At 70.6% G+C, this 25,717-nt stretch carries 26 protein-coding genes; 7 read left to right on the top strand and 19 right to left on the bottom strand.

The genetic code is table 11. From position 1 onward, the window contains the following. Positions 1-165: 165 nt before the first annotated feature. The gene (locus tag MKK82_RS21915) at positions 166-609 is read left to right on the top strand and encodes a DUF488 family protein (RefSeq protein ID WP_238288681.1); all 444 of its coding nucleotides are present in this window, start codon (positions 166-168) and stop codon (positions 607-609) included. Between the two features lie 29 nt (positions 610-638). Here the strand turns inward: MKK82_RS21915 and MKK82_RS21920 are convergent, their stop codons facing one another. Next, the gene (locus tag MKK82_RS21920) at positions 639-1,010 is read right to left on the bottom strand and encodes a DUF6894 family protein (protein WP_238288679.1); all 372 of its coding nucleotides are present in this window, start codon (positions 1,008-1,010) and stop codon (positions 639-641) included. Between the two features lie 32 nt (positions 1,011-1,042). Continuing rightward, positions 1,043-1,252 carry a hypothetical protein gene (locus MKK82_RS21925; protein ID WP_238288670.1) on the bottom strand — a complete coding sequence of 70 codons (210 nt, stop codon included), beginning with the start codon at positions 1,250-1,252 and terminating at the stop codon, positions 1,043-1,045. Positions 1,253-1,614: 362 nt separating this feature from the next. Here MKK82_RS21925 and MKK82_RS21930 point away from each other — a divergent pair, with 362 nt between their 5' ends. After that, entirely contained in the window at positions 1,615-2,184 is a 570-nt protein-coding gene (locus tag MKK82_RS21930; RefSeq protein ID WP_238288668.1) for a ClpP family protease, read from the top strand. Between the two features lie 140 nt (positions 2,185-2,324). On the opposite strand, the gene MKK82_RS21935 is transcribed toward MKK82_RS21930, so the two are convergent. From MKK82_RS21935 to MKK82_RS21945, 3 genes are all read right to left on the bottom strand, one after another. Then, a complete protein-coding gene (locus MKK82_RS21935) occupies positions 2,325-3,173 on the bottom strand; it encodes an oxidoreductase (RefSeq protein ID WP_243986844.1) in 849 nt (282 codons plus the stop codon). A 28-nt stretch (positions 3,174-3,201) separates the two neighbouring features. Next, the gene (locus tag MKK82_RS21940) at positions 3,202-5,163 is read right to left on the bottom strand and encodes a cytochrome C oxidase Cbb3 (protein ID WP_243986846.1); all 1,962 of its coding nucleotides are present in this window, start codon (positions 5,161-5,163) and stop codon (positions 3,202-3,204) included. Positions 5,164-5,313: 150 nt separating this feature from the next. Further along, a complete protein-coding gene (locus tag MKK82_RS21945; protein ID WP_238288640.1) occupies positions 5,314-6,066 on the bottom strand; it encodes an SDR family NAD(P)-dependent oxidoreductase in 753 nt (250 codons plus the stop codon). A 111-nt stretch (positions 6,067-6,177) separates the two neighbouring features. Between MKK82_RS21945 and MKK82_RS21950 the strand changes: the two genes are divergently transcribed. Then, positions 6,178-7,071: a LysR substrate-binding domain-containing protein gene (locus tag MKK82_RS21950; RefSeq protein ID WP_238288638.1), complete on the top strand. Its 894-nt coding sequence runs from the start codon at positions 6,178-6,180 to the stop codon at positions 7,069-7,071. 46 nt (positions 7,072-7,117) lie between these two features. On the opposite strand, the gene MKK82_RS21955 is transcribed toward MKK82_RS21950, so the two are convergent. Continuing rightward, the gene (locus MKK82_RS21955) at positions 7,118-8,059 is read right to left on the bottom strand and encodes a 2-hydroxyacid dehydrogenase (protein ID WP_238288636.1); all 942 of its coding nucleotides are present in this window, start codon (positions 8,057-8,059) and stop codon (positions 7,118-7,120) included. Positions 8,060-8,150: 91 nt separating this feature from the next. Continuing rightward, positions 8,151-8,441, bottom strand: coding sequence for a hypothetical protein (locus MKK82_RS21960; protein ID WP_243986848.1), 291 nt, complete (start codon positions 8,439-8,441; stop codon positions 8,151-8,153). 156 nt (positions 8,442-8,597) lie between these two features. On the opposite strand from MKK82_RS21960, the gene MKK82_RS21965 reads away from it, so the two are divergent. Next, positions 8,598-10,070, top strand: coding sequence for an MFS transporter (locus MKK82_RS21965; RefSeq protein ID WP_238288624.1), 1,473 nt, complete (start codon positions 8,598-8,600; stop codon positions 10,068-10,070). A gap of 112 nt (positions 10,071-10,182) precedes the next feature. On the opposite strand, the gene MKK82_RS21970 is transcribed toward MKK82_RS21965, so the two are convergent. Both MKK82_RS21970 and otsB read right to left on the bottom strand, forming a co-directional pair. Next, positions 10,183-11,190, bottom strand: a complete 1,008-nt coding sequence (locus MKK82_RS21970; RefSeq protein ID WP_238288615.1) for a glucokinase — start codon at positions 11,188-11,190, stop codon at positions 10,183-10,185. Between the two features lie 612 nt (positions 11,191-11,802). After that, positions 11,803-12,546 (bottom strand): trehalose-phosphatase, encoded by a 744-nt coding sequence (gene otsB / locus MKK82_RS21975; protein WP_238288613.1) that lies wholly within the window; start codon positions 12,544-12,546, stop codon positions 11,803-11,805. A 114-nt stretch (positions 12,547-12,660) separates the two neighbouring features. Between otsB and MKK82_RS21980 the strand changes: the two genes are divergently transcribed. Next, positions 12,661-13,170: a DUF427 domain-containing protein gene (locus tag MKK82_RS21980; RefSeq protein WP_243986850.1), complete on the top strand. Its 510-nt coding sequence runs from the start codon at positions 12,661-12,663 to the stop codon at positions 13,168-13,170. A 61-nt stretch (positions 13,171-13,231) separates the two neighbouring features. Next, entirely contained in the window at positions 13,232-14,455 is a 1,224-nt protein-coding gene (locus tag MKK82_RS21985) for a serine hydrolase domain-containing protein (RefSeq protein ID WP_238288602.1), read from the top strand. An 11-nt stretch (positions 14,456-14,466) separates the two neighbouring features. Here MKK82_RS21985 and MKK82_RS21990 read toward each other — a convergent pair whose 3' ends face one another. From MKK82_RS21990 to MKK82_RS22010, 5 genes are all read right to left on the bottom strand, one after another. Next, entirely contained in the window at positions 14,467-15,078 is a 612-nt protein-coding gene (locus MKK82_RS21990) for a DUF2147 domain-containing protein (RefSeq protein ID WP_238288594.1), read from the bottom strand. A 226-nt stretch (positions 15,079-15,304) separates the two neighbouring features. Beyond that, a complete protein-coding gene (locus tag MKK82_RS21995; protein WP_238288592.1) occupies positions 15,305-15,835 on the bottom strand; it encodes a GNAT family N-acetyltransferase in 531 nt (176 codons plus the stop codon). Between the two features lie 227 nt (positions 15,836-16,062). Further along, a complete protein-coding gene (locus tag MKK82_RS22000) occupies positions 16,063-16,263 on the bottom strand; it encodes a hypothetical protein (protein ID WP_238288590.1) in 201 nt (66 codons plus the stop codon). A gap of 164 nt (positions 16,264-16,427) precedes the next feature. After that, the gene (locus MKK82_RS22005) at positions 16,428-16,916 is read right to left on the bottom strand and encodes a hypothetical protein (protein WP_243986851.1); all 489 of its coding nucleotides are present in this window, start codon (positions 16,914-16,916) and stop codon (positions 16,428-16,430) included. Positions 16,917-17,413: 497 nt separating this feature from the next. Continuing rightward, positions 17,414-18,727 carry an MFS transporter gene (locus tag MKK82_RS22010; protein ID WP_238288586.1) on the bottom strand — a complete coding sequence of 438 codons (1,314 nt, stop codon included), beginning with the start codon at positions 18,725-18,727 and terminating at the stop codon, positions 17,414-17,416. A gap of 178 nt (positions 18,728-18,905) precedes the next feature. Here MKK82_RS22010 and MKK82_RS22015 point away from each other — a divergent pair, with 178 nt between their 5' ends. Then, entirely contained in the window at positions 18,906-20,057 is a 1,152-nt protein-coding gene (locus MKK82_RS22015) for a dimethylmenaquinone methyltransferase (protein ID WP_238288584.1), read from the top strand. 60 nt (positions 20,058-20,117) lie between these two features. Here MKK82_RS22015 and lptB read toward each other — a convergent pair whose 3' ends face one another. The 5 genes from lptB to MKK82_RS22040 form a co-directional block, all read right to left on the bottom strand. Further along, a complete protein-coding gene (lptB, locus tag MKK82_RS22020) occupies positions 20,118-20,969 on the bottom strand; it encodes an LPS export ABC transporter ATP-binding protein (protein WP_373323343.1) in 852 nt (283 codons plus the stop codon). Positions 20,970-20,977: 8 nt separating this feature from the next. After that, positions 20,978-21,646 (bottom strand): LptA/OstA family protein, encoded by a 669-nt coding sequence (locus tag MKK82_RS22025; protein ID WP_238288581.1) that lies wholly within the window; start codon positions 21,644-21,646, stop codon positions 20,978-20,980. Continuing rightward, on the bottom strand, positions 21,643-22,362 hold the full coding sequence (lptC, locus tag MKK82_RS22030) for an LPS export ABC transporter periplasmic protein LptC (protein ID WP_238288579.1): 720 nt from the start codon (positions 22,360-22,362) through the stop codon (positions 21,643-21,645). Before lptC ends, MKK82_RS22025 begins: the two co-directional genes overlap by 4 nt. A 225-nt stretch (positions 22,363-22,587) precedes the next feature. After that, positions 22,588-24,420, bottom strand: a complete 1,833-nt coding sequence (gene htpG, locus MKK82_RS22035; protein WP_238288577.1) for a molecular chaperone HtpG — start codon at positions 24,418-24,420, stop codon at positions 22,588-22,590. Positions 24,421-24,558: 138 nt separating this feature from the next. Beyond that, the coding region (locus tag MKK82_RS22040) for a KUP/HAK/KT family potassium transporter (RefSeq protein ID WP_243986855.1) at positions 24,559-25,717 on the bottom strand (1,159 nt) is incomplete at its 5' end.

Consider the following 25,717-nt stretch of genomic DNA (forward strand, 5'->3'; position numbering starts at 1 on the left):
GACGTATTCGATGGCCCCGGCGCGGTTAACGGAGCTTTGCGATCATTGCGGCGGAATTCCGAGATGCGTTGCCCCACCGCGACATACGCCGGGCATCCCCGGCTGTTTCACAGGCTGACAACCGGCTAAGTGTCGGTCCTGAAACGCGAGTCCGGTCACACCGTCGTGAGCAAGCAAATCTTTACCATAGGCTACGAAGGCCTCGACTCGGAGCGTCTCGGCAGCGTCCTGAACTCCGCGGGAGTGGCGGTACTGGCCGACGTCCGGGCGGTGGCCAACTCGCGCAAGCGCGGCTTTTCGAAGAACGCGCTCGGCCATTCCCTGGAGGAGGCCGGCCTGCGCTACGCGCATCTGCGCAGCCTCGGAACGCCGAAATCCGGCCGGCAGGCTGCCCGGGCCGGTGACGCGGCGCTGATGCGGCGCATCTACTGCGAGGAGGTGCTCGACACCGCCGCCGGATACGCGGCCCTGGACGAGCTGGCTTCCATGGCCGAGGCCGCGCCGGTCTGCCTGCTCTGCTTCGAGCGGGATCCGGCACTCTGCCACCGGCGCGTCCTGGCCGAGCGCCTCGCGGAGCGAGGCTTCGCGGTCACCGACCTCTTCGGGTGACCATAGGCGCCCGGGTGACCCAAGCGCCGTCAGTGGCCCGGGCGCGGCTGGATGCGGGCGCCGAGGGCACCGGCGAGCCGGCGCATCGGGCCGAGCGCGGCGCCGAGGCGCGTCGGCGCGCGCTTGCGCGGGACCCGCGGACGGCGATCCGCGTCGCATACCGGCTCGACGGGCATGTACAGCACGTCGAGGAACGGGAGTTCGAGGAGCGTCGCGCCGTCCGCGTCGGTGATCACCATCGTGGCGCCGAGCAGCCGCGGGTCCCCGCCGTGCTGGCGCATCAGGCCCTGCACGATGGTGCGCGCGGCGTCGCGGGCCGCATCGGTGTCGGCGACCCACTGCGCCGCCGATGCCGGCAGGGACGCGCCGTCGAGGCGGATGGTGAACTGTGCGCGGACCATGGGGGGCTCCTGGGAGGGCCGTCTTCTACGGGTCAGGCCGCCTGCGCACCGTCGAGGGGCTCGACCTTCTCGGGCGCCGATTTAGGATCGAACGCATCGGCCAGGAGGCTGAGGCGGCGCGCCATGTCCCGCACCTCGTTCAGCGCGATCGACTTCTGGCCTTCCTTCACCGCGCGGGTGATGTCGCTGACCTGGGTGGTGGCGATCCGCTTCAGTTCGTCGGCGAGCTGCTGGCTGGTCATCATCGTGTCCGGGCACAGGTTTCGATCTCGGCACCGACCCTGGCGCGCGGGCGCTTACCAAGGCGTTTCCCAGCGCCGCGAGGACTGTGGACAAGGTGGGGATAGGCGCATCCGCCGCCGCGGCGTCCGGTCCCTCGGATCGCCGCTCCGGCGCGCGGGCTCCGGCGCGGGGGCGGCACGACGCCGCCTCCTGGCTCCCGCGGCGCGCTCGCGTCCCCGCCGGTTGTCGGACGCGGCGGAAACCGCGATGCCGTTCCGGCCATTACCCGCCTGAATGTCCACACAGGCCCCCGCGCCTCTGGGGCAGAGTTTCCTCGGCGACGGCCAGGATCGCCGGGATCGACCAGACCTTCAGGAGCATCATGGACACGACCCCTCTCCGCCCGACCGCGTTCCGGGCTCCGGCCGTGCTGCTGTCCGGCCCGGTCGACTACGACATGTACCGCGACTTCCGACGCCAGCTCGATCAGGCGGCCGACCGCGAGATCGTGGTCGTCGAGCTGACGACGCTGGGCGGGGATCCGGAGGTCGCCCGGATGATGGGCGAGGACATCCGCTTCAACAGCGCGATGGATCCGCACCGGCGGTTCGTCTTCCTCGGCAAGGCGGCGATCTATTCCGCCGGCACGACCTTCATGAGCTTCTTCGCCCGGCCGAACCGGTACCTGACTTGCGGCACGCGGTTGATGATCCACGAGCGCAAGATGAACAAGCAGCTCCAGGTCCAGGGGCCGCTCACCACCTGCATCGCCTCCGTCAAGGCGACCCTCAACGAGATCCTGTGCTCGATCGAGATCCAGAATGAGGGTTTCGCCAATCTCGTCGCGGGCTCGAGCGTCACCCTGGACGAGGTTCTCGAGAAGGCCCCGGCGAATTGGTACCTCGAAGCCGAGGAGGCCAAGACCCGGGGCCTGATCGAGGCAGTGATCTGACGGTCATCCCGTCTCGGGCCCGAGGGCGCCGCAGGCCCCGACGGCGGACCTGCCGCGCTTCCCGGACGGCGCCGCCGCGGTGACGCCGACAGCGCATCGGGGGAACGGTCGAGCGCCGAACACCCGGCGCCCGAGTCGCGTCACGCGTCCGGATAATCGGCCCCCAGGCTGGTCTCGCGCCACGCCTCGATGTCGGCGAGGCGCTGCCTCAGCCGGGTCGTGACCGCGTCGTAGCCCCAGGCGCCGAGGACGAGGTGGCGCGGCGGGTTCTCGATCTCGGTCACCCGGATCATCGCCTCGCCGGCCCGTACCGGATCACCGGCCTGGGTACCGCTCTTCTCCGCCGTGGCCTTGAGACGTGCGCCGGCGGTCTCGGCGTAGTCCGCGATGGCGTTGGGCGTCTGGATCAGGGAGCGACCGGCCCAGTCGGTACGGAACGGGCCGGGCTCGATGCAGGTCACGCGGATCCCGAGCGGCCCGGCCTCGGCGGCGAGCGCATCGGAAAACCCCTCCACGGCGTGCTTGGTGGCGGCGTAGTATCCCGAAGCCGGGAAACCCACGAAGCCCGCCACCGACGTGATGTTGAGGATGTGCCCGGAGCGCTGGGTCCGCATCATCGGCAGAACCGCGCGGGTCAATGCGAACAGCCCGAACACGTTCGCATCGAACTGGGCGCGGATCTTGTCCTCCTCCCCCTCCTCGACCGACGCCTGATAGCCGTAGCCCGCGTTGTTCACGAGCACGTCGACCCGACCGAATGTCGCCGTCGCGGCACGGACCGAATCCGCGATCTGGTCCGCGTCGGTGACGTCGAGGGACAGGGCGAGGACCCGATCCTCGACCCCTTGCGCGAGGTCGGAAACCTTGGCGCGATCGCGGGCCGTGACCACCGCGCACCATCCCCGGCCGATCACGAGCTTGGCGAGGTCCCGGCCGAAGCCGGTGGAGCAGCCGGTGATGAACCAGACCGGGTTGGCGTTCTGCGTCATGGTGGATCCCGTGATCGTCGCGGCGTGATCAGGGCGTCGCGGCCGGTTCCGTCAGGCGATCGACCGACAGGAGGTAGGCGATCAGCGCCGTCTGCTCCGTGCCGGAGACACCCGAACCGGCATCCGCCCAGAAGGCGTGCCCTCTGCCGGTAACGCGGGCGGTCCGCGCGGTATCCGAGGCCTCGTTCGCGGCGACGACCTTCGCGCGCAGATCCCGGTCCACCAACGCGCGCAGGCTGTTGGCAGGATCCGGGGCGACCCCCTTGTAGAGCGTGCCCGCGACGCCGAGCTGGTGCTCGGCATCGGGCCCGACCGACACGCCGGAATCGTGGAGATACGGGGCCGTCCAGGCGAGGCCGACGAGGTTCGGCACCTTGTAGCCGCCCTCGGTGCCCCCCTGCCCCCAGGCGAGCTGGACCTGGGCGAGCTTGTCGCCGGCCAGCGGCACCGGGACGATCACCGGATCGGCCGGCAGCGGGAACGGCGTGTCGGTGGCGAAGAGCGTCGGCGGCGACAGGCGCGCCTCCATCTTGGCGCCGGCCCGCGCCCGGGTCGGCTCCGTCCCGATCTCGGCCTCCGGCACGATCCGGTGGTTGGTGAGCGCCGGGCCGGAATGGCAGGCCCCGCAACCCGCCTTGTCGAACACCGCGCGCCCGGTCCGGACCGTACCCGAATCCTGCGCGGCAGCCGGCGGGTGCAGCAGGTTCTGGAAGGCCGACATGGCGTTGTTGGCGTGGTTGACCGGCTCGCCGGGGACCGAGGTGAACAGGCCGTTGTCGGTCACGTAGTTGGTGGCCGGGTAGGTTGGCAGCACCGCGTAGCTGTTGAGGCCGGGCGAGGCCGGGGTGGGATCGACGTGCCTCAGGACCTCGGACGGCGTTGCCGCGCCGTCCGGCCTGTAGCGGAACGTCTCGGTCGCCGCCCTGCGCAGGACGATGCCGAGATACGTCTCCGGGTCCATGCCGAACAGCCAGGGTGCGGCGGCCGCCAGCTGCGTCGTTTCGGAGTTGGCGGCGTGGACGTTGTTGTTGAGCGAGGACAGGCCGGCGAACGGGCCGACGGCCTCCCGCCCGCTCCAGCTGTAGGGCTCGCCATGGGCGGAGAAGCTCGACGGGATCGAGGTGGGATTGGTGACCCGGTCGGCCGACGAATCGAAGCTGCCCGGCGGCCAGCTCGCCACCTGGACCTTGGTGGCCGCCTCCACGGCCGCTGCGTCCGGCAGCGTCGGGCCCGAACGGGTTGAGCCGGTATGCTGCGGATCGGCGGACGGGCGGGCGTCCGCCTCCGGAACGCTCGCGTGCATGAAGTAGGCGGACGAGTTCTTCGCGAGCGCCATCAGCAGCCCGGCGTTGAGGTCGGTGTTCGGCGCCCCCTCCACCACCTTGCCGGTGCCGGGATCGACGGCGGCATGGCAGAGCGCGCAGGTGATGCCCATGCGCAGGTGCCCGCGGTCGGAGAAGGTCTTGATCCCGATGATGAAGGCGCCGCCCTTGGGCACGTCGAGGCCGGTGGGGACCAGTTCGCCCTTCCGGTAGACGCGGTCGCCGACGCGCACGTCGCGGGCCATGGCGACCTGCAGGTTGGTCGTGCCCGCGCCGCCGAGCCGGGCGACCGCGAGGGCCACCTCGGCGGGCGTCAGGCCGCCGTCCAGCATGCCCATCACGTCGGTGAGGAACACCTCGTTGCCGAACGTCTCCTGGTAGAATGCCTGACGGCCACGCTCGACCATGGCGGGATCGATCGCGACCGCGCCGCGGCCCGGCGACAGGGTCCGGCGCCCCTCGTCCGTGGCGTTCAGGCCGTCCGCCTCCGCGCGGGACACCCGCCGTCCGAGGACGTCGAAGGCGGTCTCGATCGGGTAGCGGTCCGGGTTGAGCAGGTCCGCCCGGTCGGGCATCGGCGCGTAGCTGAAGCGTCCGACGCCCAGGGTGACACCGGCCGCGGCGGTCGCGAGACCGGCGGTGATCAGAATGCGGCGTGGCCAGCCCATGGACGGTTGTGTTCTCCCCTCGGAACCGCCCTGCCCAGCTTCCGGAACGGATGGCCCGGCCACTAACGGGCATCTGCCGCCGAGGTTCATCCCGGCGGCCGGGACCGGGTGACGCGCCCACGACGGCGTGCCGCGCCCGAGGTGCGGATGTCAGATCTGCGCCAGTCCGCCATCCACGAAGAGTTCGACGCCGTTGACGAAGCTCGCGGCCTCCGAGGCGAGGAACAGGACCGCCTGGGCGATCTCGTCCGGCTGGCCCACCCGGCCGGCGGGGATCAGGCCGGCGAGATGATCCTTGGTTCCCGTCGCCTGATCGCCGCCGCCGAACAGCGCGTCGAGGCCGGCGGTCTCGGTGACGCCGGGGCTGACGGCGTTGACCCGGATATGACGGTCCTTGAGGTCGAGGATCCAGTTGCGGGCGAAGCTGCGCACGGCCGCCTTGCTCGCGGCGTAGACGCTCAGCGCCGGCGTGCCGGAGCCGCCCGCGGTCGAGGCGTTGAGGACGATCGCGCCGCCGTCCTTCAGCAGCGGCAGCGCCTTCTGCACCGTGAACAGGACGCCTTTCACGTTGGTGTCGAAGGTCGCGGCGAAGTGCTCCTCCGTGATGGCGCCGAGGGGCACGAAGGAGCCGCCGCCGGCATTGGCGAAGACCACGTCGATCTGCGAATGCTTCTGCTGGACCGCGTTGTAGAGGCGGTCGATGTCGGCGAGCTGCCCGATGTCGCCCCGGATGGCCGTGACCTGCCCGCCGATCGCGCGCACCGCGGCGTCGAGGGCCTCCTGCCGCCGGCCGGTGATGAAGACCGACGCGCCCTCCCTCGAGAAGGCCTTCGCGGTGGCGAGGCCGATGCCGCTCGTGCCGCCGGTCACCACGACCACCTTGTTCAGAAACCGATCCGTCATCGTTGTTCTCCGCGCTGCGGCACCACTCGCGCCGTTGCCGTGAGAGATGTCGACAGAACGTTGGTGCCAGTAGCCGTCGAATGTGGCACTCAGCGTTCCATCAGAGGAACGATGTCCCGCCCGGATCTGAACGACTACGCCTACTTCGCCGAGGTCGTCGCCCATGGCGGCTTCGCCGCCGCCGGGCGTGCCCTGCGCGAGCCGAAATCGAAGCTCAGCCGCCGGATCGCCGCACTGGAGGCGCGGCTCGGGCTGCGGCTGATCGAGCGATCGAGCCGGCGTTTCCGCGTCACCGAGGTCGGAACGAGCTTCTACGAGCGCTGCCGGGCCATGATGGTGGAGGCCGAGCGGGCCGAGGCGCTCGTCGCGGAGGCGCAGTCCGAACCCCACGGCCGGATCCGAATGAGTTGCCCGATCGGCCTGACGGACGTGGTGTCGGCGACGGTGCGCAGCTTCCTGATTCGATACCCCAAGGTTCGGCTGCAACTCGTCGCCACCGATAGGCCCGTCGATCTGATCGAGGAGCGGATCGACGTGGCGCTCCGCGTGCGGCGGGATCTCGACAGCGACGCCTCGCTGACGATGCGGTCGCTCGGGCTCTCGCGATGGATCCTGGTGGCGAACCCGCAGGTGGCGAGCCATCTCGGTCCCGACATCGCCGGCCTCGCGGGTTTTCCCACCCTCGGCACGAGCGACACCCCGGGGGAGATCGCTTGGCAGCTCGAACGGGCGGACGGAACGCGGCACACGCTCCACCATGAGCCACGGCTGACCTGCGGCGACTTCCCGACCCTGTGTGAGGCGGCCGCCGACGGCATCGGCATCGGCTTCCTGCCCGATCACGCCTGCGCGGATCACATCGCTGCGGGTCGGCTCGTCCACGTGTTCCGGGACTGGTGCAGCCAGCCCGGCATCGTCCACCTCGTCTTCACGACCCGGCGCGGACTTCCGCCGGCGGTGCGCCTCCTGATCGACCACCTCGCGGCGGACTTCCCGAAGCTTTGAGTGACGCGGCGCAGGTCAGCGATGCGGGTCTGCCGCTCGGGTCCTCTCAATATCCCCGCGCCGGGTCGATGCCGTCCGGCGGCCGACCGGTCCGGCGATACGCGCGCAGGTTGGAAGCCACCGTCGCGGCCGCGGAGTCCATGTCGGTCGGGCCGGAGATGTGGGGCAGCACGGTCACGCCGGGATGGGACCAGAGGGGCGAATCGGCGGCGAGCGGTTCCGCATCGAACACGTCGAGGACAGCGTGAGCGAGATGCCCGCGATCCAGCGCCGCGATCAGATCCCCGGTGACAACGATCGGCCCCCGGGCGAAATTGATCAGGGCCGCGCCGGGCTTGAGCGCCGCGAGGTGTCGGGCGTCGACGAGGCCGCGCGTCTCCGGCGTCAGGGGAATCAGGCATACGAGGATGTCGCAGCGGGCGAGCATCGCCGGGAGCCCCTCGGCCCCGTGGAACGTCTCGATCCCCGCCACGTCCTTCGGCGTGCGGCTCCAGCCGACGGTGCGGAATCCGGCGCCGGTGAGCCGCGCGGCCGCGGCGGCGCCGAGGGCGCCGAGGCCCAGAAGGCCGACACTCGTCTCGCCCGGCTTGCGGTAGGGGTGCGGGCGCCAGACACGCTCGCGCTGCTGCCGGGCGTAGGCCGGCATGTCGCGCTGGAGGTAATAGGTCCAGGCCAGTACCGCTTCGGCCATGGTGCGGGCCATCTCCCGATCCACGAGGCGGACGATCGGCAGGGGCCGGTCGAACGCACCGACGAGCTTCTCGACGCCGGCCCAGAGGCTCTGCACCCAGGCCAGGCCCGGCAGTGCCGCCACCTCCGCGGGATCGGGATTGGCCACGACGGCCACCCGCGCGGCCTCACGCTCGGCGATGCCCATCGCGCGGAACGGGACCAGCCGTTCCTTGGGCATCGCCGCCGACAGGATCCGCAGGTACTCCGCTTCCTGGTCCGGACTGCTGCACCCGATCAGGGCGATTGGCTCCTCCATCCGTGAACTCCGCTTCGCCCCACGCCCTCGTCCGTCGCGGGCGACGCAGGCCCTGTGCCTCCGCGGTCCGGACGCGTCGAGGGGGGATCGTTCAGCGGGGCTCGAACAGGGCCGGATAGACGAGGCGGACGTTGCGACGGTCGCTCGGGATCTGGATCTCGGGGCGCGTGCGGATGCTGCCCGTCGTGTTCGGCATCACCGGCTCGGTCGGGCGCAGCTTCCAGCGCTCGGCGGCCTGCATCTGGACCCTGGGCTTGGGCCGTTCGAGGTGACCGTCCGCTCCCTCCGTGGGAACGGTGGCGAGACCCACCAGCGTCATCACGGCGAGCAACGTGAAACGGGTGAGCGGCTTGGGGCGGGATGGGGCAGACCGGGAGCGCATGGTGGGGTACCGCGAGGACGCCCTGTTCTGCGCTCCGCAGGTGAAGACGGGATCGAACCGAATCGATTCCCAAGTCGTTGCCAACACCTGCCTGGAGTCGCGGTAAATGCAGGCTCTGCGGGCAGGGTAAACAACAGAACAGGAGGGCTAGCGAGCATGGCGAGCAAGGTCGAGGGAGCCTCCGGGACACCGGAGCGGGCGGAAATCGGCCGCGTGATCGACACCGACATCTCGGCGCGCCTCGACCGCCTGCCCTGGGGCCGCTTCCACGTCCTGGTGATCGTGGCGCTCGGCATCACCTGGGTGCTCGACGGCCTCGAGGTGACGCTGGCGGGCTCGCTGGTGGGCGCCCTGCGCCAGCCGCCGATGTCCTTCTCCGAGTTCGACGTCGGCCTCGCGGCCTCCTGCTACCTCGTGGGCGCGGTCACCGGGGCGATCGGCTTCGGATGGCTCACCGACCGCATCGGCCGCAAGAAGTTGTTCTTCATCACGCTCGCCCTCTACCTCGTCGCCACGGCCGCCACGGGCCTGTCCTGGAATATCTGGAGCTTCTGCGTCTTCCGCTTCTTCACGGGCGCGGGGATCGGCGGCGAGTACACGGCGATCAACTCGACCATCCAGGAGCTGGTCCCGGCCCGGGTCCGCGGCTGGACCAACCTCGTCATCAACGGCTCCTTCTGGATCGGCGCGGCCCTCGGCTCGTTCATGTCGATCGTGCTCCTGAAGCCCGAGGTGATCGACCCGGCCTGGGGCTGGCGGGTCGCGTTCTTCACCGGCGGCGCCATCGGCCTCGTGATCCTGCTGCTGCGCACGTGGATTCCCGAGAGCCCGCGGTGGCTCGCCACCCACGGCTACGCCGCCGAGGCCGACCGGGTCGTCACCGGCATCGAGAAGCGCTTCACCGACGAGGGCGTCACCCTCCCGCCGGTGGACGCGAGCAAGCGCATGAAGGTCCGCACCCGCGACCACACCCCGCTGTCGGAGGTGTTCAAGGCCTTGTTCGTCACGAGCCGCAAGGAGACGATGGTCGGCCTCGCGCTGATGATCGCGCAGGCGTTCTTCTACAACGCCCTGTTCTTCACCTACGCGCTGGTGCTGGAGCGGTTCTACGACGTGCCCGGCAACCATGTCGGCTGGTACCTGCTGCCCTTCGCCCTCGGCTCCTTCCTGGGCCCGCTGCTGCTCGGAAGGCTGTTCGACACGATCGGCCGGCGCCAGATGATCGCCTTCACGTACGGCATCTCGGCGCTGCTACTCGCGGGCGTCGGCCTGCTGTTCCGCCTCGAGGTGCTCGGGCCCGTGGGCCAGACGGCCGCCTGGATGGTGGTGTTCTTCTTCGCCTCCGCGGCGGCGAGTTCGGCCTACCTCACGGTCTCGGAGACCTTCCCGCTGGAGATCCGGGCCCTCGCCATCGCGGCCTTCTACGCGGTGGGCACGGGCATCGGCGGCGTGTCGGGCCCGCTCCTGTTCGGCGCCCTGGTGGAGACCGGATCGCGGGACTGGGTGCTGGTCGGCTACGGCATCGGCGCGGCGCTGATGCTGATCGCCGCCGTGGTGGGCGGGATCTGGGGCACGGCCGCGGAGGGCAAGTCCCTGGAGGAGGTGTCGAAGCCGCTGGCGGCGGCCTGAGCGCCCCGGCCCCGGGCGAGCGGACCGGGGCGGACGCGCTGCGACACGGAATACCGGTGTCGCAGCGGCCTCGGCCGCCTCGCTGCGTGCGCGCCGGCGACCGCGTAGGTCGTCACGCCCCCTTCCGCCACACCTGCCCGTGATAGACGAACTTGGCGCCCTCGTTGGCCAGGGCCGCGAGACCCCGGAAGGCAGGGTCCTGGACGGTGATGACGCTGGTGGGAATCCGCCGCATCATCGCGGCGAATGGCGCCTTCTTCTCGAAGGCCGCGCGGAATCCGCTCTCCTCCAGCACCTTGAGGATCCGGGGCGCGATGCCGCCCCCGATGTAGACGCCGCTCGTCGCCAGGAAGGTCAGCGCGAGGTCGCCGCAGACGCGGCCGAGGATCCGGCCGAACAGCTCCAGCGTCTCGGCGGCGTGAGGATCCGAGGTGTCGAGCCCCGCCTCGGTCACGGCGGCCGGCTCGATCTTCTCGTGCGGTCTGCCGGTGCGGACATGCGCCACGGCCGCGTGCATCCGCGAGAGCCCGGGCCCGGATAGAACCGTCTCGACGGTGATGCGGTCCTCGACGCGTTCCAGGACGTGCCAGACCTTCTCCTCGAAATCGTTGGCCGGGCCGATATCCGTGTGCCCGACCTCGGTGGAGACGATGGCGAGATGGGCCGCGTAGGGGATGAGCGCCGCCGCGCCGAAGCCCGTCCCAGGGCCCAGCACCACCCGGGCGCCACCCGGCACCGGCGGACAGGGGCCGACCGGCGTGAGGTCGTGCGGCTCGATATCGGCGGCACCGGCGGCCACCGGCACGTAGTCGTTCACCACCACCGCGGCGGCGAGGCCGAAATCTTCGGCGATGCGCTGGCCGGCGATGCGCCAGTGGGCGTTCGTGAGCTGGATCTCCGGCCCGTCGACCCGGCCGGCGATCGCCAAAATCGCCGAGCGCGGCGCGGGGGCGCGATCCCCGGCCTTCGCCAGCGAGGCCCGGATGGCGCTCGACGGGTCGGGGTGGTCGGCGGTCGCCTCGTGGGACAGGAGCCGCGGCTGGTCGCCGGTCCGCTCGATGAGGCCGAAGCGCGCATTCGTGCCGCCGATATCGCCGACCAGGACCGGAAAATCGAACATTGCAGGGTGTCCCCGTTCGCTGGACCGTCGGGGCAGGAGGGGTGCCCGCGACGGCTCTGATCGTCCACAACCGCGCCAGACCGGGGGCGGGCGCGCCTGAAGGCGGCGCGCGCCCCAGACGGACCCGCTCGTCCTCACACGATGGCGGCCGGCGCCGATAGGACACGCATCACCGGACCCGGTCCCGTATCCCGGACTATAGCCGAGCATTCGATCAAGGCCGATATGGGCGAGCGACATCAGCGGCATGCCGGCCGCGAAGGGCATCCCCAGAGCCGAGGATGCGCGGAACGACCAGCGGCTGGGCCGACGCGTGAGCCGTGCCGACGCGGCTGGGGCCGGTCGCAGGATCGGCGGCGAGGCCGAGCAGGCCAGGATGGGGAACCGGGGCCGGCGGGAGGAAGTGCAGCCACATTGGCCCGGGCCACGCGCAGGACCGGACGGCGCCGGCCAGGATGCAGGCGCCGTCGATGCGCACCGACGCGCCAGATCCCCCGCCCATAGTCCTCCGGCATCGCCAAATTTTCGCGGATAGCGCCGGCGGCCCCCAATCGCGCGGCCGCCACGCGTGATCCTGCGGGATCCGGCGTGCCGGGTCGGGTTCGGCGCGCCTCAGGCCGGCGGCAGGGCCTCGAGGTCGATCGCGCGCCCCTCGGCCCAGTCCCGCAGCAGCGCCCGAACCGCGGCGGGGTCGGGCAGACGGCGGCTCGCGACGGTCTCGCCGTCGCCGACCCGCACCGCGACGCCGCCATCCTCCTCGACCGACGCGAAGGCGATCTCGTCGGTGCGGTCGTCCCCGAAGAATACGGGCCTCCGACCGGCATAGGGGGCCTGCTCCAGGAAGCCTCGGATCGCGTGCGCCTTGGTGGCCTGCGCCGGGACGATCTCGCCCACCGCCTTGCCGAGTTGCAGGCGGTACGAACGCCCGAGGCTCCCGGCTGCCGCCTTGACCAGGGCCTCGGCCCGGCCGGCGTCGTCGGGGCTGGCAAGCCGCCAGTGCACCGCCACCGAGGCGCCCTTGTCCTCGATCAGCACGTTCGCCAGTGCGGCGCTGTCCGCATGGAGCCGTTCGACCTGCCGGCGCAGATCCGGGTGATCCTCCGGCCGCCCGCCGGTGAGCGCGGCGCCGAGGCGGCGCTCGACTCCGTGCAGACCGGCCGCATCCAGCTGCGAGGGGGCCAGGAAGCCGTCGATCACCGAGACGGGACGGCCGGTGACGATCGCGAGCGCGCCGCCGAGACGCAGGCGGAGGCGCTCCAACGTCGTGACGAGCCCGGGCTCGACCTGCACGGCGTCCGGCCGCGGCGCGATCTCGGCGAGGGTGCCGTCGAAGTCGAGGAAGAGGGCGATGTCCATCGCGGAGCTGTCCGGATCTTGAGGGGCGCCCCGGGCTAGCACGGGGCGGCGCCCCGACAAACGCCGGGCGCGCCGCCCTATATCGCCCCGCGGACGATCTGCACGAGGTTCCCCATGTCATGGATGCTCAGACACCCCGATCCCGACCCGGTCGGGCCCGGCGAAGAGAGCGTGTGGGACTACCCGCGCCCACCGCGCCTGGAGCCGGTGGCGGAGCGGCTACGCGTGGTGCTCGGCGGCGCCCCGATCGCCGAGACGGTCGCCGGCTTCCGCGTCCTCGAAACCTCGCATCCCCCGACCTACTATCTGCCGCCGGATGCCATCGCGCCCGGCGCGCTGGCGAACCCGCGGCGGGGCGGGATCTGCGAGTGGAAGGGGCAGGCCGTGCTGTTCGACGTGCAGGGCGGCGGTCGCCACGTGCCGGGGGCGGCCTGGGCCTATCCCGATCCGTCACCGGATTTCCGCGCCATCGCGGGCTGCGTCGCCTTCTACGCGGGCCCGATGGACGCCTGCTTCGTCGGCGACGCCCGGGCCATTCCCCAGCCCGGGACGTTCTACGGCGGCTGGATCACCCCCGGCATCGTCGGGCCGTTCAAGGGCGGGCCGGGAACGATGGGCTGGTGATCGCGAGGGTGCTTTTCGCCCCGGCAGCCCCTAACCATCGGCCATCAGCGAGGGAGACGGAATGAGCGCATTGACCGAGACCGATCCAACGGGCGCAGGCTTCAGCCCCGCGGGTCTCGCGCGGATCGCGCCGTGGATGGACCGACTCGTGGCCGACGGGCGGCTCGCCGGCCTGTCGGTGACGGTGGCGCGCCGGGGCAGCGTGGCCTTCGCCCGCGCCTGCGGGCAGGCGGACCTGGCCCGCGGCACGGCGTTCACCCTCGACACCGTGACGCGGATCTACTCGATGACGAAGCCGCTCACCTCGGTGGCGGTGATGCAGCTCTATGAGCAGGGCCTGTTCCAGCTCGACGATCCGGTCTCGCGGGTGCTGCCCGAATTCGCCGAGATGCGCGTCGCCGTCGGCGGGAACCGGGCGAAGCTCGAGACCGAACCGGCGCGCCGGCCAATCACCGTGCGCGACCTCCTCACCCACACGGCCGGCCTGACCTACGGCTTCATGGAAGCGACCCTGATCGACGCGCAGTACCGCGCGCAGGGCGTCGACTTCCTGGCGCGCGAGGGAACGCTGGCCGAGATGACGGCCCGGGTGGCGACGCTGCCCCTCCTCGCGCAGCCCGGCAGCGCCTGGAACTATAGCGTCGCCACCGATGTCCTGGGCCAGTACGTGGCGGCGCTGAGCGGGCGGCCTTTCGCCGATTACCTGCGGGAGAACGTCATCGCCCCGCTCGGCATGGCCGATACGGACTTCCACGTCCGCGCCGATCTAATGCCGCGCTTCTGCGCGACCTACGTGTACGACCGCGAGCGGCGGCTCAGCCTGTTCGACGATTCCGTGGAGACGACCTTCGCGCAGCCGCCCGTGATCGCGTCGGGCGGTGGCGGCCTCGTCTCGACGGCGGCCGACTACCAGCGCTTCTGCCGGATGATCCTCAACGGCGGCACCCTGGACGGTGCGCGGCTTCTGGGCCGCAAGACCGTCGCCCTGATGCTCGCCAACCACCTGCCCGGTGACCTCGCCGCCATGGGCACGCCCCGCTTCGCCGAGACCTCCTACACGGGCATCGGCTTCGGCCTCGGCTTCTCGGTGATGCTCGATCCGGCACGAGCCCAGATCCTCGGCACGCCGGGCGAAGTCGCCTGGGGCGGCTTGGCCTCGACGGCGTTCTGGATCGACCCGGCCGAGGATCTCTCGGTGGTACTCATGACGCAGCTCGTGCCGTCCTCGGCGCTGCCGATCCGGCGGGAGCTGCGCGTCCTGACCTACGCGGCGCTCGATGCGTGAGGGGTTGCCCCTCACTCCTGCGGAGCGGCCTCAGGCGCGGCGGGCTTGGCCGCCGGCTTCGCACCGGCCTTGGCGGTGGACTTGGCCGGGGTGGCGAATTCCGGATCGCTGCGCGGACCGCTGGGACCGTTCGTCGGGCCGGCGAGCTGGCCGGGGGCGAGGTCGGCCACCTTGTTCCAAGTCTGCGACTTGCACAGGAAGGCGATCAGGCAGCCCCGCACCGTCAGCTCACCCGGCTTCTCGGTCCAGATGGTGACGTCGTACGACTTGCCGTCCTCGGAATTGTAGATCTTGCCCTCGTAGTGGGCATCGGCGTTCGGCCGCAGGCCCATGATGAGCTGATGGCCGAGCGACGGACGCGCCTGCTTCTTGGGATCGGGATTCTTGAAATCGATCCGCGGCTCGCCCTTCTCGTTGAGCGGGACCTTCAGCCAGACCACGTAGCCGCACAGCCGGTCCGCGGCGGTGCCGCACTTCTCGAGGCGCACGCGGGCGCGGCCATCCTCGGTCAGATAGGTGCCGCTGGGATCAGTCGGGGTTGCGGCGCGCGCCGAACCCGCCAGCCCCGCGAGCGCCAGGATCGCGAGCGGCGCGACGCGGCGGCCGATCGAAGTGAACCTCATTCCCGAACTCCTTGCCTCACGCGCCGTAATGGACACCTGACCGCCCTCGCGAAGATCGCTCGCGCGCGGCAGGTGCCTCATATCCCGCGTATCGCCTGCGCCGGGCGGAACGCCGGACGGCATGCGCTTCTTGCCCGCCCTCTCCCGCGCGAAGTTGTTCGCATCATGACAACGCAGCTTAGGGCTGAAGGGATACAGGCCGTTCCGCACGTCCGTCGGCCCGCACTCAGATCCGGGTCGGCGGCGCGTCGCGAGCCGCGCCGAGGGGGCGCTGCATCAGCGTCACGTCGAGCCAGCGCCCGTGCTTGTATCCGACGCCTACCAGGGTGCCCACCGGGGTGAAGCCGAGGCTCGCGTGCAGCACCACGGAGGCCTGGGAGCCGCTCTGGGCGATGATCGCGATCATCGCCCGGCAATCGAGATGCTCGCTGGCCGCGATCAGCGCGGCGAGCAGGCTGCGGCCTACCCCGCGACCGCGAAAGGCCCGCGCCACGTAGATCGAATCCTCGACGGTGGAGCGGTAGGCCGCGCGCTGATGGTAGGGGCCGGCATAGGCGTAACCCGCGATCGCCCCGTCCCTTTCGGCAACGAGATAGGGAAATCCGTCGCCGCGCAGGAGCGCGAAGCGCCGGGTCATCTCGGCCAGGGTCGGCGCCTCGGTCTCGAAACTGACCGTGCTGGTGGCGACGGCATCCCCGTAGATCGCCGTGATGGCGGGAAGGTCGGCTTCGCGGGCCGGTCGTATCATGTCCGTCACGGCGACACGATATCCGAGTCCGCGGCGATCCGGCAACGCGGCCGGCGCCGCTCCGCATTCCCCGTCATGCCGGCTCCGTGCGGCGCGGGTGTCGCGTCCGGCACGGCGAGACAGTCGGATACAGAGAAGCCGGACCCTGGGCAGGGGTCCGGCTCCGTCGCGACGCGCGTTCGTTCAAGGGCTGGCCTTGCGGCGAAGACCAGCCCTCCATTGGGAATCGGATCCGTTCAGCCCTGCTTCGCCTTCTTGTTGGCGTTGTGGTGCCCGATGGCGCAGCCGGCCGCGGCGCCCATCTTGCCGTGACCGGCCACGTGGCCGGCGACACCGCCGACGACGGCACCCTTGAGGCATCCCTTCGCTTCGGCCGGAGCACCGGCGAGCAGGGCACCGATGGTGAGGGCGGCGGCGAGTGCGATCCGATTGGTCATCGAGGTGATCTCCTGTTGTCCCTGTCGAAACCGCGCCGCGGGCGGACCCGTTCCCGGTCCGTCCGTCACGATGGGTTGTGGACTCAGCGCGCGATCCCGGTCACGAGCCCGACGAGATCCAATGGAGCGTCCGTCCCGGTCTTGGCGACAATCGCCTTCCGCTATCAGCGGGCGTTCGCTGCGGTGGCCGCGAGGCGGGATGCCGCCTCGGCGAGGAATGTCCCGCCGGAGAGGGCCTGAGCGAGACGGGCCGCCACGGGCGTCGGCCGATGCGCCCCCGGAGCCCGCGCCGCTGCCGGCTGCGGAAGGTGCAGCACCCGCCCCGCGCAATCGAGGACGTCGCGGCGCTTGATGACGGCGAAGGCCTGGGTCGATCCGACGAGCCGGGCCATCTCGTCGACCGCGGTCAGCAGGCCTGCCCGCCGGCGCAGCCGCGACAGGCACCGAAGCCGGTCCTTCACCGCGAAGCCGAGCCCCGCGAAACACCGCAGGTCGCCTCGGGCGAGCAGGTCCTCATCGAACGGCAGGCGCGCGAACTCCTCCGATGTGGCGAAGTCCTGATCGACCGCGACGCCCCGCGCGCATGATCGGCCGCCCGCGCAGGCGAGGATCCTCGCGGCACCGGCCCTGGCCGCGGTAGCGCTGCGCGGCATCCTCCGGGGCGGGCGTGTAGAAATTGTCGACCGCCGTCCGGTCCGATCGGAGGAGCATGCCCCTTGCTGCCGGAGGCGTGACGCCCCGTCGAGCGGCTCCGGCCAGCGCGCCGGGTCGACGACAGCTTCCTCAAGGCCGCTTTCGAAGCCGGTCTCAAGGTCGTCGCGCAGGCGCGCGACGTGATCACGGGTCAGGCTGGACATCGAAGCCGTATCCAAACGACCGGATCCTGCCGATCCACACGCGCTCGCCGAGTCCGCATCCGCAGCACGCGTGGATATTAGGCACGACTATAGAACGCACGCCCATCGTCACGCAGGCCGGTGTCAAAGTGTAGTATTCGCATCGAGCGCAACGGGGTTTATATTTGGCGGCTTCGGCGGCGTCGCCCACCGAGACGCCTCCATTCGCATGATCGCGGAAGCGACCGTCCAGGGAGCGGTTTGCCGGCCCCGGCGAAGCAGCGGAGATCCTACGCGCGACCGCTCAGGCCGCCTCAGCCGGCGGTGCGCAGGCTACCCACGGTGGTAGCCGTCGGCATCTCCTCGGTGATCGGCTCCTGAATCAGCGTCCAGTAGCCGAGTGCCGCCACCAGGGCGATCACGGCACCGGTGATGAACGCCATCGAGAAATGCCCCGTCCCGCCGACGATGAAGCCCGTGATCGTGGGCGCCAGGGCGCCGCCGATGTAGCCGCCGAAATTCTGCATGGCGCCGAGCGAGGCCGTGCAGCTCGCCGGCGCTGCCACGGAGGCCATCGCCCAGGCCGCCGATGAACTCATGTAGACCAGGAACAGCGAGGCCGAGATGCACGCGATGGCGAGCGTGTCGCTCGGCGTCAGGGCAGCCACCACGGTGAAAGCGGCGGTCGCCACCAGGGAGGCGGCCATCGGGATCTTGCGACTGCGGATCGGGTCGACGCCCCGGCGGACCAGGATGTCGACCACCCGGCCGCCCAGGATGCCGCCCAACACGCCGAAGGCGAAGGGGATCGAGCCGATGAGACCGGTCTTCTGCAGGGTGAAGTGTCGCTCGATCTCCAGGTAGCTGGGCAGCCACGCCGTATAGAGCCACGTCATGTAGATGCAGCCGAAATAGCCGATGATCATTCCCCAGCTGGTCCGGAAACCGAACAGCCGCCGCCACGCGCTCCAAGTGACCGCGCGACGCGCGTTCGGCCCGTCGCCCTCCTCCAGGAAGGTGCGTTCGCCGGGCGTCAGATCGGTCTCGCGCGGATTGCGGAACACCAGGTAGACGATCGCAGCCAGCAGGAGCCCGGCCGCCCCCATGATCACGAACATCGCACGCCAGCCGAAGCTGACCATCAGGAAGGTCAGCAGGGGCAGGGCCAGGAAGGTGCCCAGCGAGGAGGCGCAGTTCCAGATTCCCGTGGCAGTGCCCCGCTGGCGGATGTTGAACCAGTCGCGGGAGACCCGGGCGCAGGTGGGGAAATGCGGCGCCTCGCCCACGCCGAGCACGATGCGGGCGCTGACGAATTGCCAGAACGACGACACGGCGCCGCCGAGCATCTGGCCGAAGGACCAGCAGGTGAGGCCGAGGGTCAGGGTCAGGCGCGGGCCGAGTCGGTCCGCGAGGGCCCCGGCCGGCAGCTGCGCGAAGGCGTAGGCCCACAGGAACGCCGAGAGCAGCAGTCCCATGTCGGGGATCGACAGACCGAGATCTTCGCGGATCAGCGGGTTGGCCACCGCCAGGGTGGCGCGGTCGACGTAGTTGACGACGCCCGCCGTCACCAGGAGCGCGAGCGAGATCGTCTGGATGCGCCGCAGGCGCGGCGTCGCGGCCAAGGCCATCGGATCCTCCCGGGATGACGGGCCCCTTCGGGGCTCCGAACCGACCAAGTCAGCGACTCGCGACGGCCAACCCGCATTCTGCATCGATCCTGGGTCGTTGGAAGAGGCGTTCGGCCCTCGCCTCCCGGCGCCTGGCATCGTAGACCGCCTGCAACCCTCATCGTCCGAGACAGCTCCGTTGCGCCTGACCCAGATCACCCACCACGACCTCGACGGCTACGGTGCCTCCACGGTGGCGGCCGCCTGCGCGACGGTGGAGCGCGTCGTGCACGTGCCCCGCTACAGCGATGTCGGTCCGGTCCTCGAGGACGAGATCAAGCGCCTCGGCCGGGCGACCGAAGGCGAGGCGCTGCTGATGACCGACCTCGGCCTGGAGGAGCAGACCATCGCGGGTCTGAGGAAGTTCGCCGCGATGAACCGCCGCCGGGAGGAGGGCCGGAAGCACCGCCTCGTCGTCCTCGATCACCACGCCTCGTCCCTCGATCAGCTGAAGCGCCTCGGGTTGGAGCCGGCCGCCGATCCGGACCGCCCCGGCCTCAACCGGATCGATCTCGGCGACCCCGAGATCGCGGTGCTCATCGAGGAAGACATCTGCGCGACCCGGATGGCTTTCGACCATCGCGCCCTGTTCGCCACCCGCGAGCCCGAGACCGATCTCTCAAGCCTTCTGGCGGCGGTGGATGCCCTCGACCTCTGGCGTAAGGAGAGCCCGCATTTCCGCGGTGGCCTGGCGCTCGACGAATTGTTCTGGGACGTGGTGTCGAGCTACGTGCCGGTGGGCCATCCGTGGCACGAGCGCTTCGTGTCCGACATCCTGCTCGCGGCCGCGTCGGCCCTGCGCGACGGCGCGAGCCCGGCCGAGCTCGAACGACGCGCCGCGGCGATCCGCATCGGGGTGGTGGATTCCCTGTTGCGCGAGGCCCCCGACGACGATCCGGACCTCACCACGCGCATGCGGCTCGCCCGGGCGCTGGCCCGCTCGGACACCCTGTTCCGCCCGCTCAAGGACGGAACGCTCCTGTCCTTCGCCCTCGATTCCGGCACCTTCCAGCGGGTCTCCGACCTGATCATGGAGGCTGGTCGGGCCAAGCGCGTGGTCAATGTCCAGCGGATGGGCAATCTCTCGTTCCGCTCCATCGACGGCACGGCGCTCGACGGCGCCCGCCTGTTCCGCGGCGGCGGGCACCGGGACGCCGCAGGCGGCCGTCTCCAGAACGGGTCGGCCTTCTCGATGGCGGACGCGATCGCCCAGGTGGAGCCGGTGCTGAACCCCGAGAAGCCCGCGGGATCGGACAGCCCGTTCGCCGCGCTGAAGAACTGGAAGGGGTGAGCCGCCGGGAGGTTCGCCGCGGCGTCGCCGTGATGTCGTCCGTCAGACCGGAATGTCGGTTCAGAGCCTGAAATCTTCGCCGAGATACAGCCGCCGCGCCTCCGGGTTCGCCACGATCTCCTCGGGGGTCCCCTCCGTGAGGATGCGGCCGGAATGGGCGATGTAGGCGCGGTCGATCAGGCCCAGCGTCTCGCGGACATTGTGGTCGGTGATCAGCACGCCGATGCCGCGCTGCTTGAGATGCTTCACCAAGTCCTGGATGTCGCCCACTGCGATCGGGTCGATGCCCGCGAAGGGCTCGTCCAGCAGCATGAAGGTCGGCGAGGAGGCCAGCGCCCGGGCGATCTCGCAGCGCCGCCGCTCGCCGCCCGAGAGGGCGATCGAGGGCGCCTTGCGCAGGCGCGCGATGTCGAACTCCTCCAGCAACGCATCCAGCTTGCGCGCGCGCTCCTTGCGGTCCGGCTCGACCACCTCGAGCACCGCGCGGATGTTGTCCTCCACGGAGAGCCCGCGGAAGATCGACGCCTCCTGCGGCAGGTAGCCGATGCCGAGCCGGGCCCGCTGGTACATGGGCAGGTGGGTGATCGGCAGGCCGTCCAGACTGATCTGGCCGCGGTCGGCCGCCACCAGGCCGGTGATCATGTAGAAGATCGTCGTCTTTCCGGCGCCGTTCGGCCCCAGCAGGCCGACGGCCTCCCCGGTGCGGACCGTGAGACCCGCCTCGTGGACGACGGTCCGGGCGCCGTAGCTCTTGCGCAGGCCGCGGACGCTGAGGATGCCGAGGCCGCCCTCGTCGCTCGGAGCCCAGCCGTCGACCGCGGCGCCCTCCTCCGGCCGCGCGCGCCGGCCGAACAGGCGGCCGAGCCAGCCCGTGCGACCCGCCGCCTGCTCCGGGCCAGCCTCGAACGCCACGGCGCCGCTCAATCGACCTGCGCCTTCGGCCTGGCCGGCGGCGGCTGCGCGCAGCCTTTCGCCTTGCCGTCCTTCGCGTCGGCCTTCTCGCCGGGCACAAACAGGGCGGAGACGCGGCCACCCGGCACCGGGTCCATGTTCGCCCGGCCGGTGTTCATGTCGTAGACCAGGCGCTGGCCGCGGGTGACGTTCTGGCACTGGCTCAGCACGACGTTGCCGGTGAGGACGATCCGCTTGGCGTCCTGGTCGAATTCGGCGCGGTCGCCCGTGGCGACCTGATCCTTCTGCACCACCGTCACCGGGCCGGCGCAATCGACCTTCTGGATACCGTTCTCCGCGGGATTCCGGGGAGCCGAAGCTTCGGCCCCGTCATCCTTCGCATCGCCCTTCGCAGGCTTGCCCGTCCCGTCCTTGCCACGCTTGTAATGGACCGTCATGGTCGAGCACCGGATGGTGCTGTCGCCCTGAACGGCCACGACGTTGCCGGCGAAAATCGCCTTGTTCTCCCGGTCGAACACGTCGAGGCGGTCGGCGTCGATCTTGATCGGGTCCTTGCCGCCACCGCCGATGTTGCCGAAGGGCGAGTCCTTGCGGGCAGCCGGCTTCTCGGCGAGCGCCGGACCGGCGAACGCCAGTCCTGCCGCCAGGGCGGCCCATAGCAGGCGGGCACCGCTCATCGGGAACCGTCCGCGGCTTGCGCATCCGAGGTCTGTACCCGCAGAGGCGGCCTCTCGGCCTGATCCGCGTTGGCGATAACGACGTGGACGTTGCCGACGAAGGAGATCCGCTTGCCGCTCTCCACCACGTCGAGACTGTCGGCGCTCACGGTGGCGCGCGGGCTCGAGACGGTGACGGGCTCCTGCGAGGTGATCGCGCCGGTCTTGAACGCGACGGCCGCCGAGCGCAGCCGGGCCTCCTCGCCCTTGTCGGTCCAGATCCGGATGTCGGTCTTCAGGTCGAGGGCCTCGCGGGCCGTGTCGAACAGGCCCGAGGCCGCCGACAGGCGGGCGACGCCGCCCTGGTCGTCGGTGGCGATGTGTCCCCGCATCTGCTGCAGTTCGATCTGGCTCGGCTTGCGCACGTCCTGCAGGGCGGCGTCGGCCGTCACCTCGTAGCCGCGCGTACCTTGCCGGAACCCGGCGAGCCGGGGGTTCTCCATGCGGACCTTCGATCCGGCGAGGGTCACCGGTCCGACCGAAACGCCCGGCAATTGGGTCGCAAAGGGATTGAACAGGAAGCCGAGGAGCAGCGCCACCGAGCCCCCGGCCATCACCGGGATGAGGCGACGCATCGCGCGCACGCGGCCGCTGTGGCGGTACGCCTGGGCATGCGCCCGCGTCCGCGCCGCCGCGACCGCCTGTCCGTTGCCGGCTTGAGCCTCGACCGGGTTCATGCAGCGTCCGTGAGGCGCGCCGAGCGCGCGAGGGAAGTGGGGTCCGACGCCTGCGGCCCCCACCGCGCCCGCGCCACGGGCCGGGCAATGCTCCCGACCAGTGGCGAAGTTATGGCTCGACCATTTCCGAATGATCAACCGAAGCCGCGATCGCCGGGCGCGGATGTGTGCGAAGACACACGCCGCGCGCCAAGGGCAGCCTCCGCCCCCCGTGCCTAAGTAGTCCTACGCGCCCCTGGCAGTCGCCAGGGCCGCCGCCACGGTCCGGGCGAAGGCAGCCGGGTCGCGGGGGCTGTCGCCGTCCTGGATGCGCGCGAGGTCGAGCAACGTGCCGGCGGCCTGCGGCACCTCTGATTCGGGCGCGGCGGCCAACGCGCGGATCAGCGGGTGGCGCGGATTGATCTCCAGGACCGGCTGCCCGGCACCGGCGCGCCCGGCACGGCGCATGAGCCGCTGCATCTGCAGGTCGGGTCCTCCGGTGCCGGCCGACAGGACTACCGCCGAATCGACCAGCCGGTCCGTGGTGCGCACGTCCGCGACCTCGGCACCCAGCGCGGTCTTCACGGCGGCCACGAAGGCATCGATGCCCTCGAGCGCCTCCGCCTGCTCGCCCGCGACGGCGAATTTCGACAGGTCGAGCCCGCCCTTGGTGATCGAGCGGAGCGGCTTCCCGTCGAAGGTGCCGAGCTGGTCGGGCCAGAAGGCGTCGACATGGTCGGAGAGGAGCAGCACTTCGAGGCCACGCGCCCTGAAGCCCTCGAGCTGAGGCGACGATTTCAGCGCCTCGGCATCGTCGGCCACGAGGTAGTAGATCGCCTCCTGTCCGTCCTTCATGCGGGACACGTAGTCGGGCAGCGAAGTCCAGCCCTCCACCGCCGACGAGCGGAAGCGCAGCAGCGGCGCGATCTCGCCCCGGCGCTCGAAATCCTCGTAGATGCCCTCCTTGAGAACGGGACCGAAATTCTCCCAGAAGGCTTGGTAGCCGTCGGCATCCTTGGCGCGGGTGGCGAGTTCGGACACGACGCGGCCGGTGACGGCGCGGCGGATCCGCGCCAGAGCCGGGGTCGATTGCAGCATCTCGCGCGAGACGTTGAGGGGCAGGTCCTCGGTGTCGACGACGCCCTGGACGAAGCGCAGCCAGGGCGGCAGCAGCTCGGCTTCGTCGGTGATGAACATCCGTCGCACGTGCAGGCGGACCTTGCTCTGCCGATCGTTGTCGAGGGCCTGAAACGGCTTGGAGCCCGGCACGAACAGCAGCGCGGAGAATTCGAGCTGCCCCTCGGCGCGCCAGTGCAGCGTGGCCCAGGGTTTGTCGAAATTCATGCCGATGGAGCGGTAGAACTCCTCATACTGCTCGTCGCTGACCTCGGATTTCGGTTTGCGCCAGAGCGCCGTGCCCTGGTTGGCCGATTCGTCCTTCCCGTCATGCGCGATGGCGATCGGGACCGTGATGAAATCGGCCCATTTCCGCACCAGATGGTCGAGGCGGTAGGGCTCCAAGTACTCGTCCGCATCCTCCTTGAGGTGCAGCACGATGTCGGTACCCGGCTCGGCCCGGGTCGCGGGCTCGAGGGTGTAGTTGCCCTGCCCTTCCGAGGCCCACGTCCAGGCCTCGTCGCTGCCGGCGCGGCGCGACGTGACGGTGACGCGGTCGGCGACCATGAAGGCCGAGTAGAAGCCGACGCCGAACTGGCCGATCAGGCTCGGCCGGTCCTCGGCCTTCGCGGATTCCAGCGTCTGCGAGAAAGCCCGCGTGCCGGAGCGCGCGATGGTGCCGAGGTTGGCGGCCAAGTCCTCCTTGGTCATGCCGATCCCGGCATCCGAGACGGTGAGCGTCCGCGCCTCCTTGTCGGGCGCGATGCGGACCTTGGCGTCCGGCGGCAGGGCGCTCGCCGCCGAGGTCAGGGCCTCGAATCGCCGCCGGTCCATGGCGTCGGCGGCGTTGGCGACGAGCTCGCGCAGGAAGATCTCGCGGTCGGAATAGAGCGCATGCACGACAAGGTCGAGGAGCCGGCCTACCTCGGCCCCGAACTCGTGCCGCTCGATCGTCTCGCTCACGGGTGATGCCTCCGCTGTGGGGAAAAACGCGGTGGCGATATGCTTGCGAACGCGACCGTTTTCAATGCACCCGGCGGACTCGGCGGCGTCGACATGGCGGCCGGCCGCCTTCTGGGAGCGCCGTCACGACCGGCCGGTTCAGATCTCGATCTCCGTCCCGACCTCGACGATCTGGCGGGTCGGCAGTCCGAAATGGGCGCCCGTGCGCTCGGCATTGCGCTTCATGAAGGCGAACAGGCCCTCCCGCCAGGGTGCCATGCCGGGATGGGTCGGCGACGGGATCACCACCTCGTGTCCGACGAAGTAGGTCATGTCCTCGAGATATTCCGGGGGCAGCAATCCGCTGGCCACGGCGCATTGCAGGCCTTCGGGGATCGAGGCGGTCTGCATGAACCCGTATCGCAGGACCACCCGCTCCATGCCGGGCGTGTATTTCGAGATCGCCTTGCGAATGCCCTGCGCCACCAGGGTCACCTGCGCGCGCTCGCTCGCGGGGATCACCGGATCCTCCTCGTACAGGACGGTGATCAGCAGGATCCGCTCGTGCAGGCAGCGGCTGCGCTCCAGCAGACGGCCGAGCGCCATCGGGATCCCCTCGGTGGCGGCGGTCAGGAAGGCCGCGGTGCCGGGCAGCGTCACCGGCGGATGCGAGGCGAGGCTGGCGAGGAACGTCGCCTCGGACATGCGCATGGCTTGGCGGACGGATTCGAGAACCTGATTGCCCTTCATCCAAGTCAGCATCAGGAAGGCGACCACGGCCGCCAGCAGCAGCGGAAACCAGCCGCCCTCGAACAGCTTCACGCTGTTGGCGGCGAAGAAAACGACGTCGATGGCGAGGAAGAAGCCGTTGACCGCGCAGACCAGGATCGGATTGTAGCCCCAGCGCAGCGCGATCAGCGCCGCCAGCAGCGTGGTGATGCCCATCAGGGCCGAGACCGCGATGCCGTAGGCGCCCGCCAGGGCGTCGGAGGAGCCGAACACCACGACGGCGGTGAGCGTCGCGGCCGCGAGCAGCCAGTTCACACCGGGCACGTAGATCTGGCCGCGCTCCTCCTGATCGGTATGGACCACCCGCATCATCGGCATGAAGCCCAGCTGGATCGCTTGCTGGGTCAGCGAGTAGACGCCCGAGATGACCGCCTGGGAGGCGATGACGGTGGCCATCGTGGCCAGCGCGACCAGCGGGTAATGCGCCCAGTCGGGCGCGAGCCGGTAGAAGGGGTTCTCGATCGCGTCGGGCTCGGCGATGATCAGGGCGCCCTGCCCGCAGTAATGGATCAGCAGTGCCGGCAGCACG

This window comes from Methylobacterium sp. E-046 (genome assembly GCF_022829625.1).
Taxonomy (GTDB): domain Bacteria; phylum Pseudomonadota; class Alphaproteobacteria; order Rhizobiales; family Beijerinckiaceae; genus Methylobacterium; species Methylobacterium longum.

Excerpts from the sequence above, each read along its gene's own strand:
- MKK82_RS21920 (WP_238288679.1), bottom strand. The coding sequence starts at position 1,010 with ATGGTCCGCGCACAGTTCACCATCCGCCTCGACGGCGCGTCCCTGCCG.
- MKK82_RS21925 (WP_238288670.1), bottom strand. The coding sequence starts at position 1,252 with ATGACCAGCCAGCAGCTCGCCGACGAACTGAAGCGGATCGCCACCACC.
- MKK82_RS21930 (WP_238288668.1), top strand. The coding sequence starts at position 1,615 with ATGGACACGACCCCTCTCCGCCCGACCGCGTTCCGGGCTCCGGCCGTG.
- MKK82_RS21935 (WP_243986844.1), bottom strand. The coding sequence starts at position 3,173 with ATGACGCAGAACGCCAACCCGGTCTGGTTCATCACCGGCTGCTCCACC.
- MKK82_RS21940 (WP_243986846.1), bottom strand. The coding sequence starts at position 5,163 with ATGGGCTGGCCACGCCGCATTCTGATCACCGCCGGTCTCGCGACCGCC.
- MKK82_RS21945 (WP_238288640.1), bottom strand. The coding sequence starts at position 6,066 with ATGACGGATCGGTTTCTGAACAAGGTGGTCGTGGTGACCGGCGGCACG.
- MKK82_RS21950 (WP_238288638.1), top strand. The coding sequence starts at position 6,178 with ATGTCCCGCCCGGATCTGAACGACTACGCCTACTTCGCCGAGGTCGTC.
- MKK82_RS21955 (WP_238288636.1), bottom strand. The coding sequence starts at position 8,059 with ATGGAGGAGCCAATCGCCCTGATCGGGTGCAGCAGTCCGGACCAGGAA.
- MKK82_RS21960 (WP_243986848.1), bottom strand. The coding sequence starts at position 8,441 with ATGCGCTCCCGGTCTGCCCCATCCCGCCCCAAGCCGCTCACCCGTTTC.
- MKK82_RS21965 (WP_238288624.1), top strand. The coding sequence starts at position 8,598 with ATGGCGAGCAAGGTCGAGGGAGCCTCCGGGACACCGGAGCGGGCGGAA.
- MKK82_RS21970 (WP_238288615.1), bottom strand. The coding sequence starts at position 11,190 with ATGTTCGATTTTCCGGTCCTGGTCGGCGATATCGGCGGCACGAATGCG.
- otsB (WP_238288613.1), bottom strand. The coding sequence starts at position 12,546 with ATGGACATCGCCCTCTTCCTCGACTTCGACGGCACCCTCGCCGAGATC.
- MKK82_RS21980 (WP_243986850.1), top strand. The coding sequence starts at position 12,661 with ATGTCATGGATGCTCAGACACCCCGATCCCGACCCGGTCGGGCCCGGC.
- MKK82_RS21985 (WP_238288602.1), top strand. The coding sequence starts at position 13,232 with ATGAGCGCATTGACCGAGACCGATCCAACGGGCGCAGGCTTCAGCCCC.
- MKK82_RS21990 (WP_238288594.1), bottom strand. The coding sequence starts at position 15,078 with ATGAGGTTCACTTCGATCGGCCGCCGCGTCGCGCCGCTCGCGATCCTG.
- MKK82_RS22000 (WP_238288590.1), bottom strand. The coding sequence starts at position 16,263 with ATGACCAATCGGATCGCACTCGCCGCCGCCCTCACCATCGGTGCCCTG.
- MKK82_RS22005 (WP_243986851.1), bottom strand. The coding sequence starts at position 16,916 with ATGCCGCGCAGCGCTACCGCGGCCAGGGCCGGTGCCGCGAGGATCCTC.
- MKK82_RS22010 (WP_238288586.1), bottom strand. The coding sequence starts at position 18,727 with ATGGCCTTGGCCGCGACGCCGCGCCTGCGGCGCATCCAGACGATCTCG.
- MKK82_RS22025 (WP_238288581.1), bottom strand. The coding sequence starts at position 21,646 with ATGAGCGGTGCCCGCCTGCTATGGGCCGCCCTGGCGGCAGGACTGGCG.
- lptC (WP_238288579.1), bottom strand. The coding sequence starts at position 22,362 with ATGAACCCGGTCGAGGCTCAAGCCGGCAACGGACAGGCGGTCGCGGCG.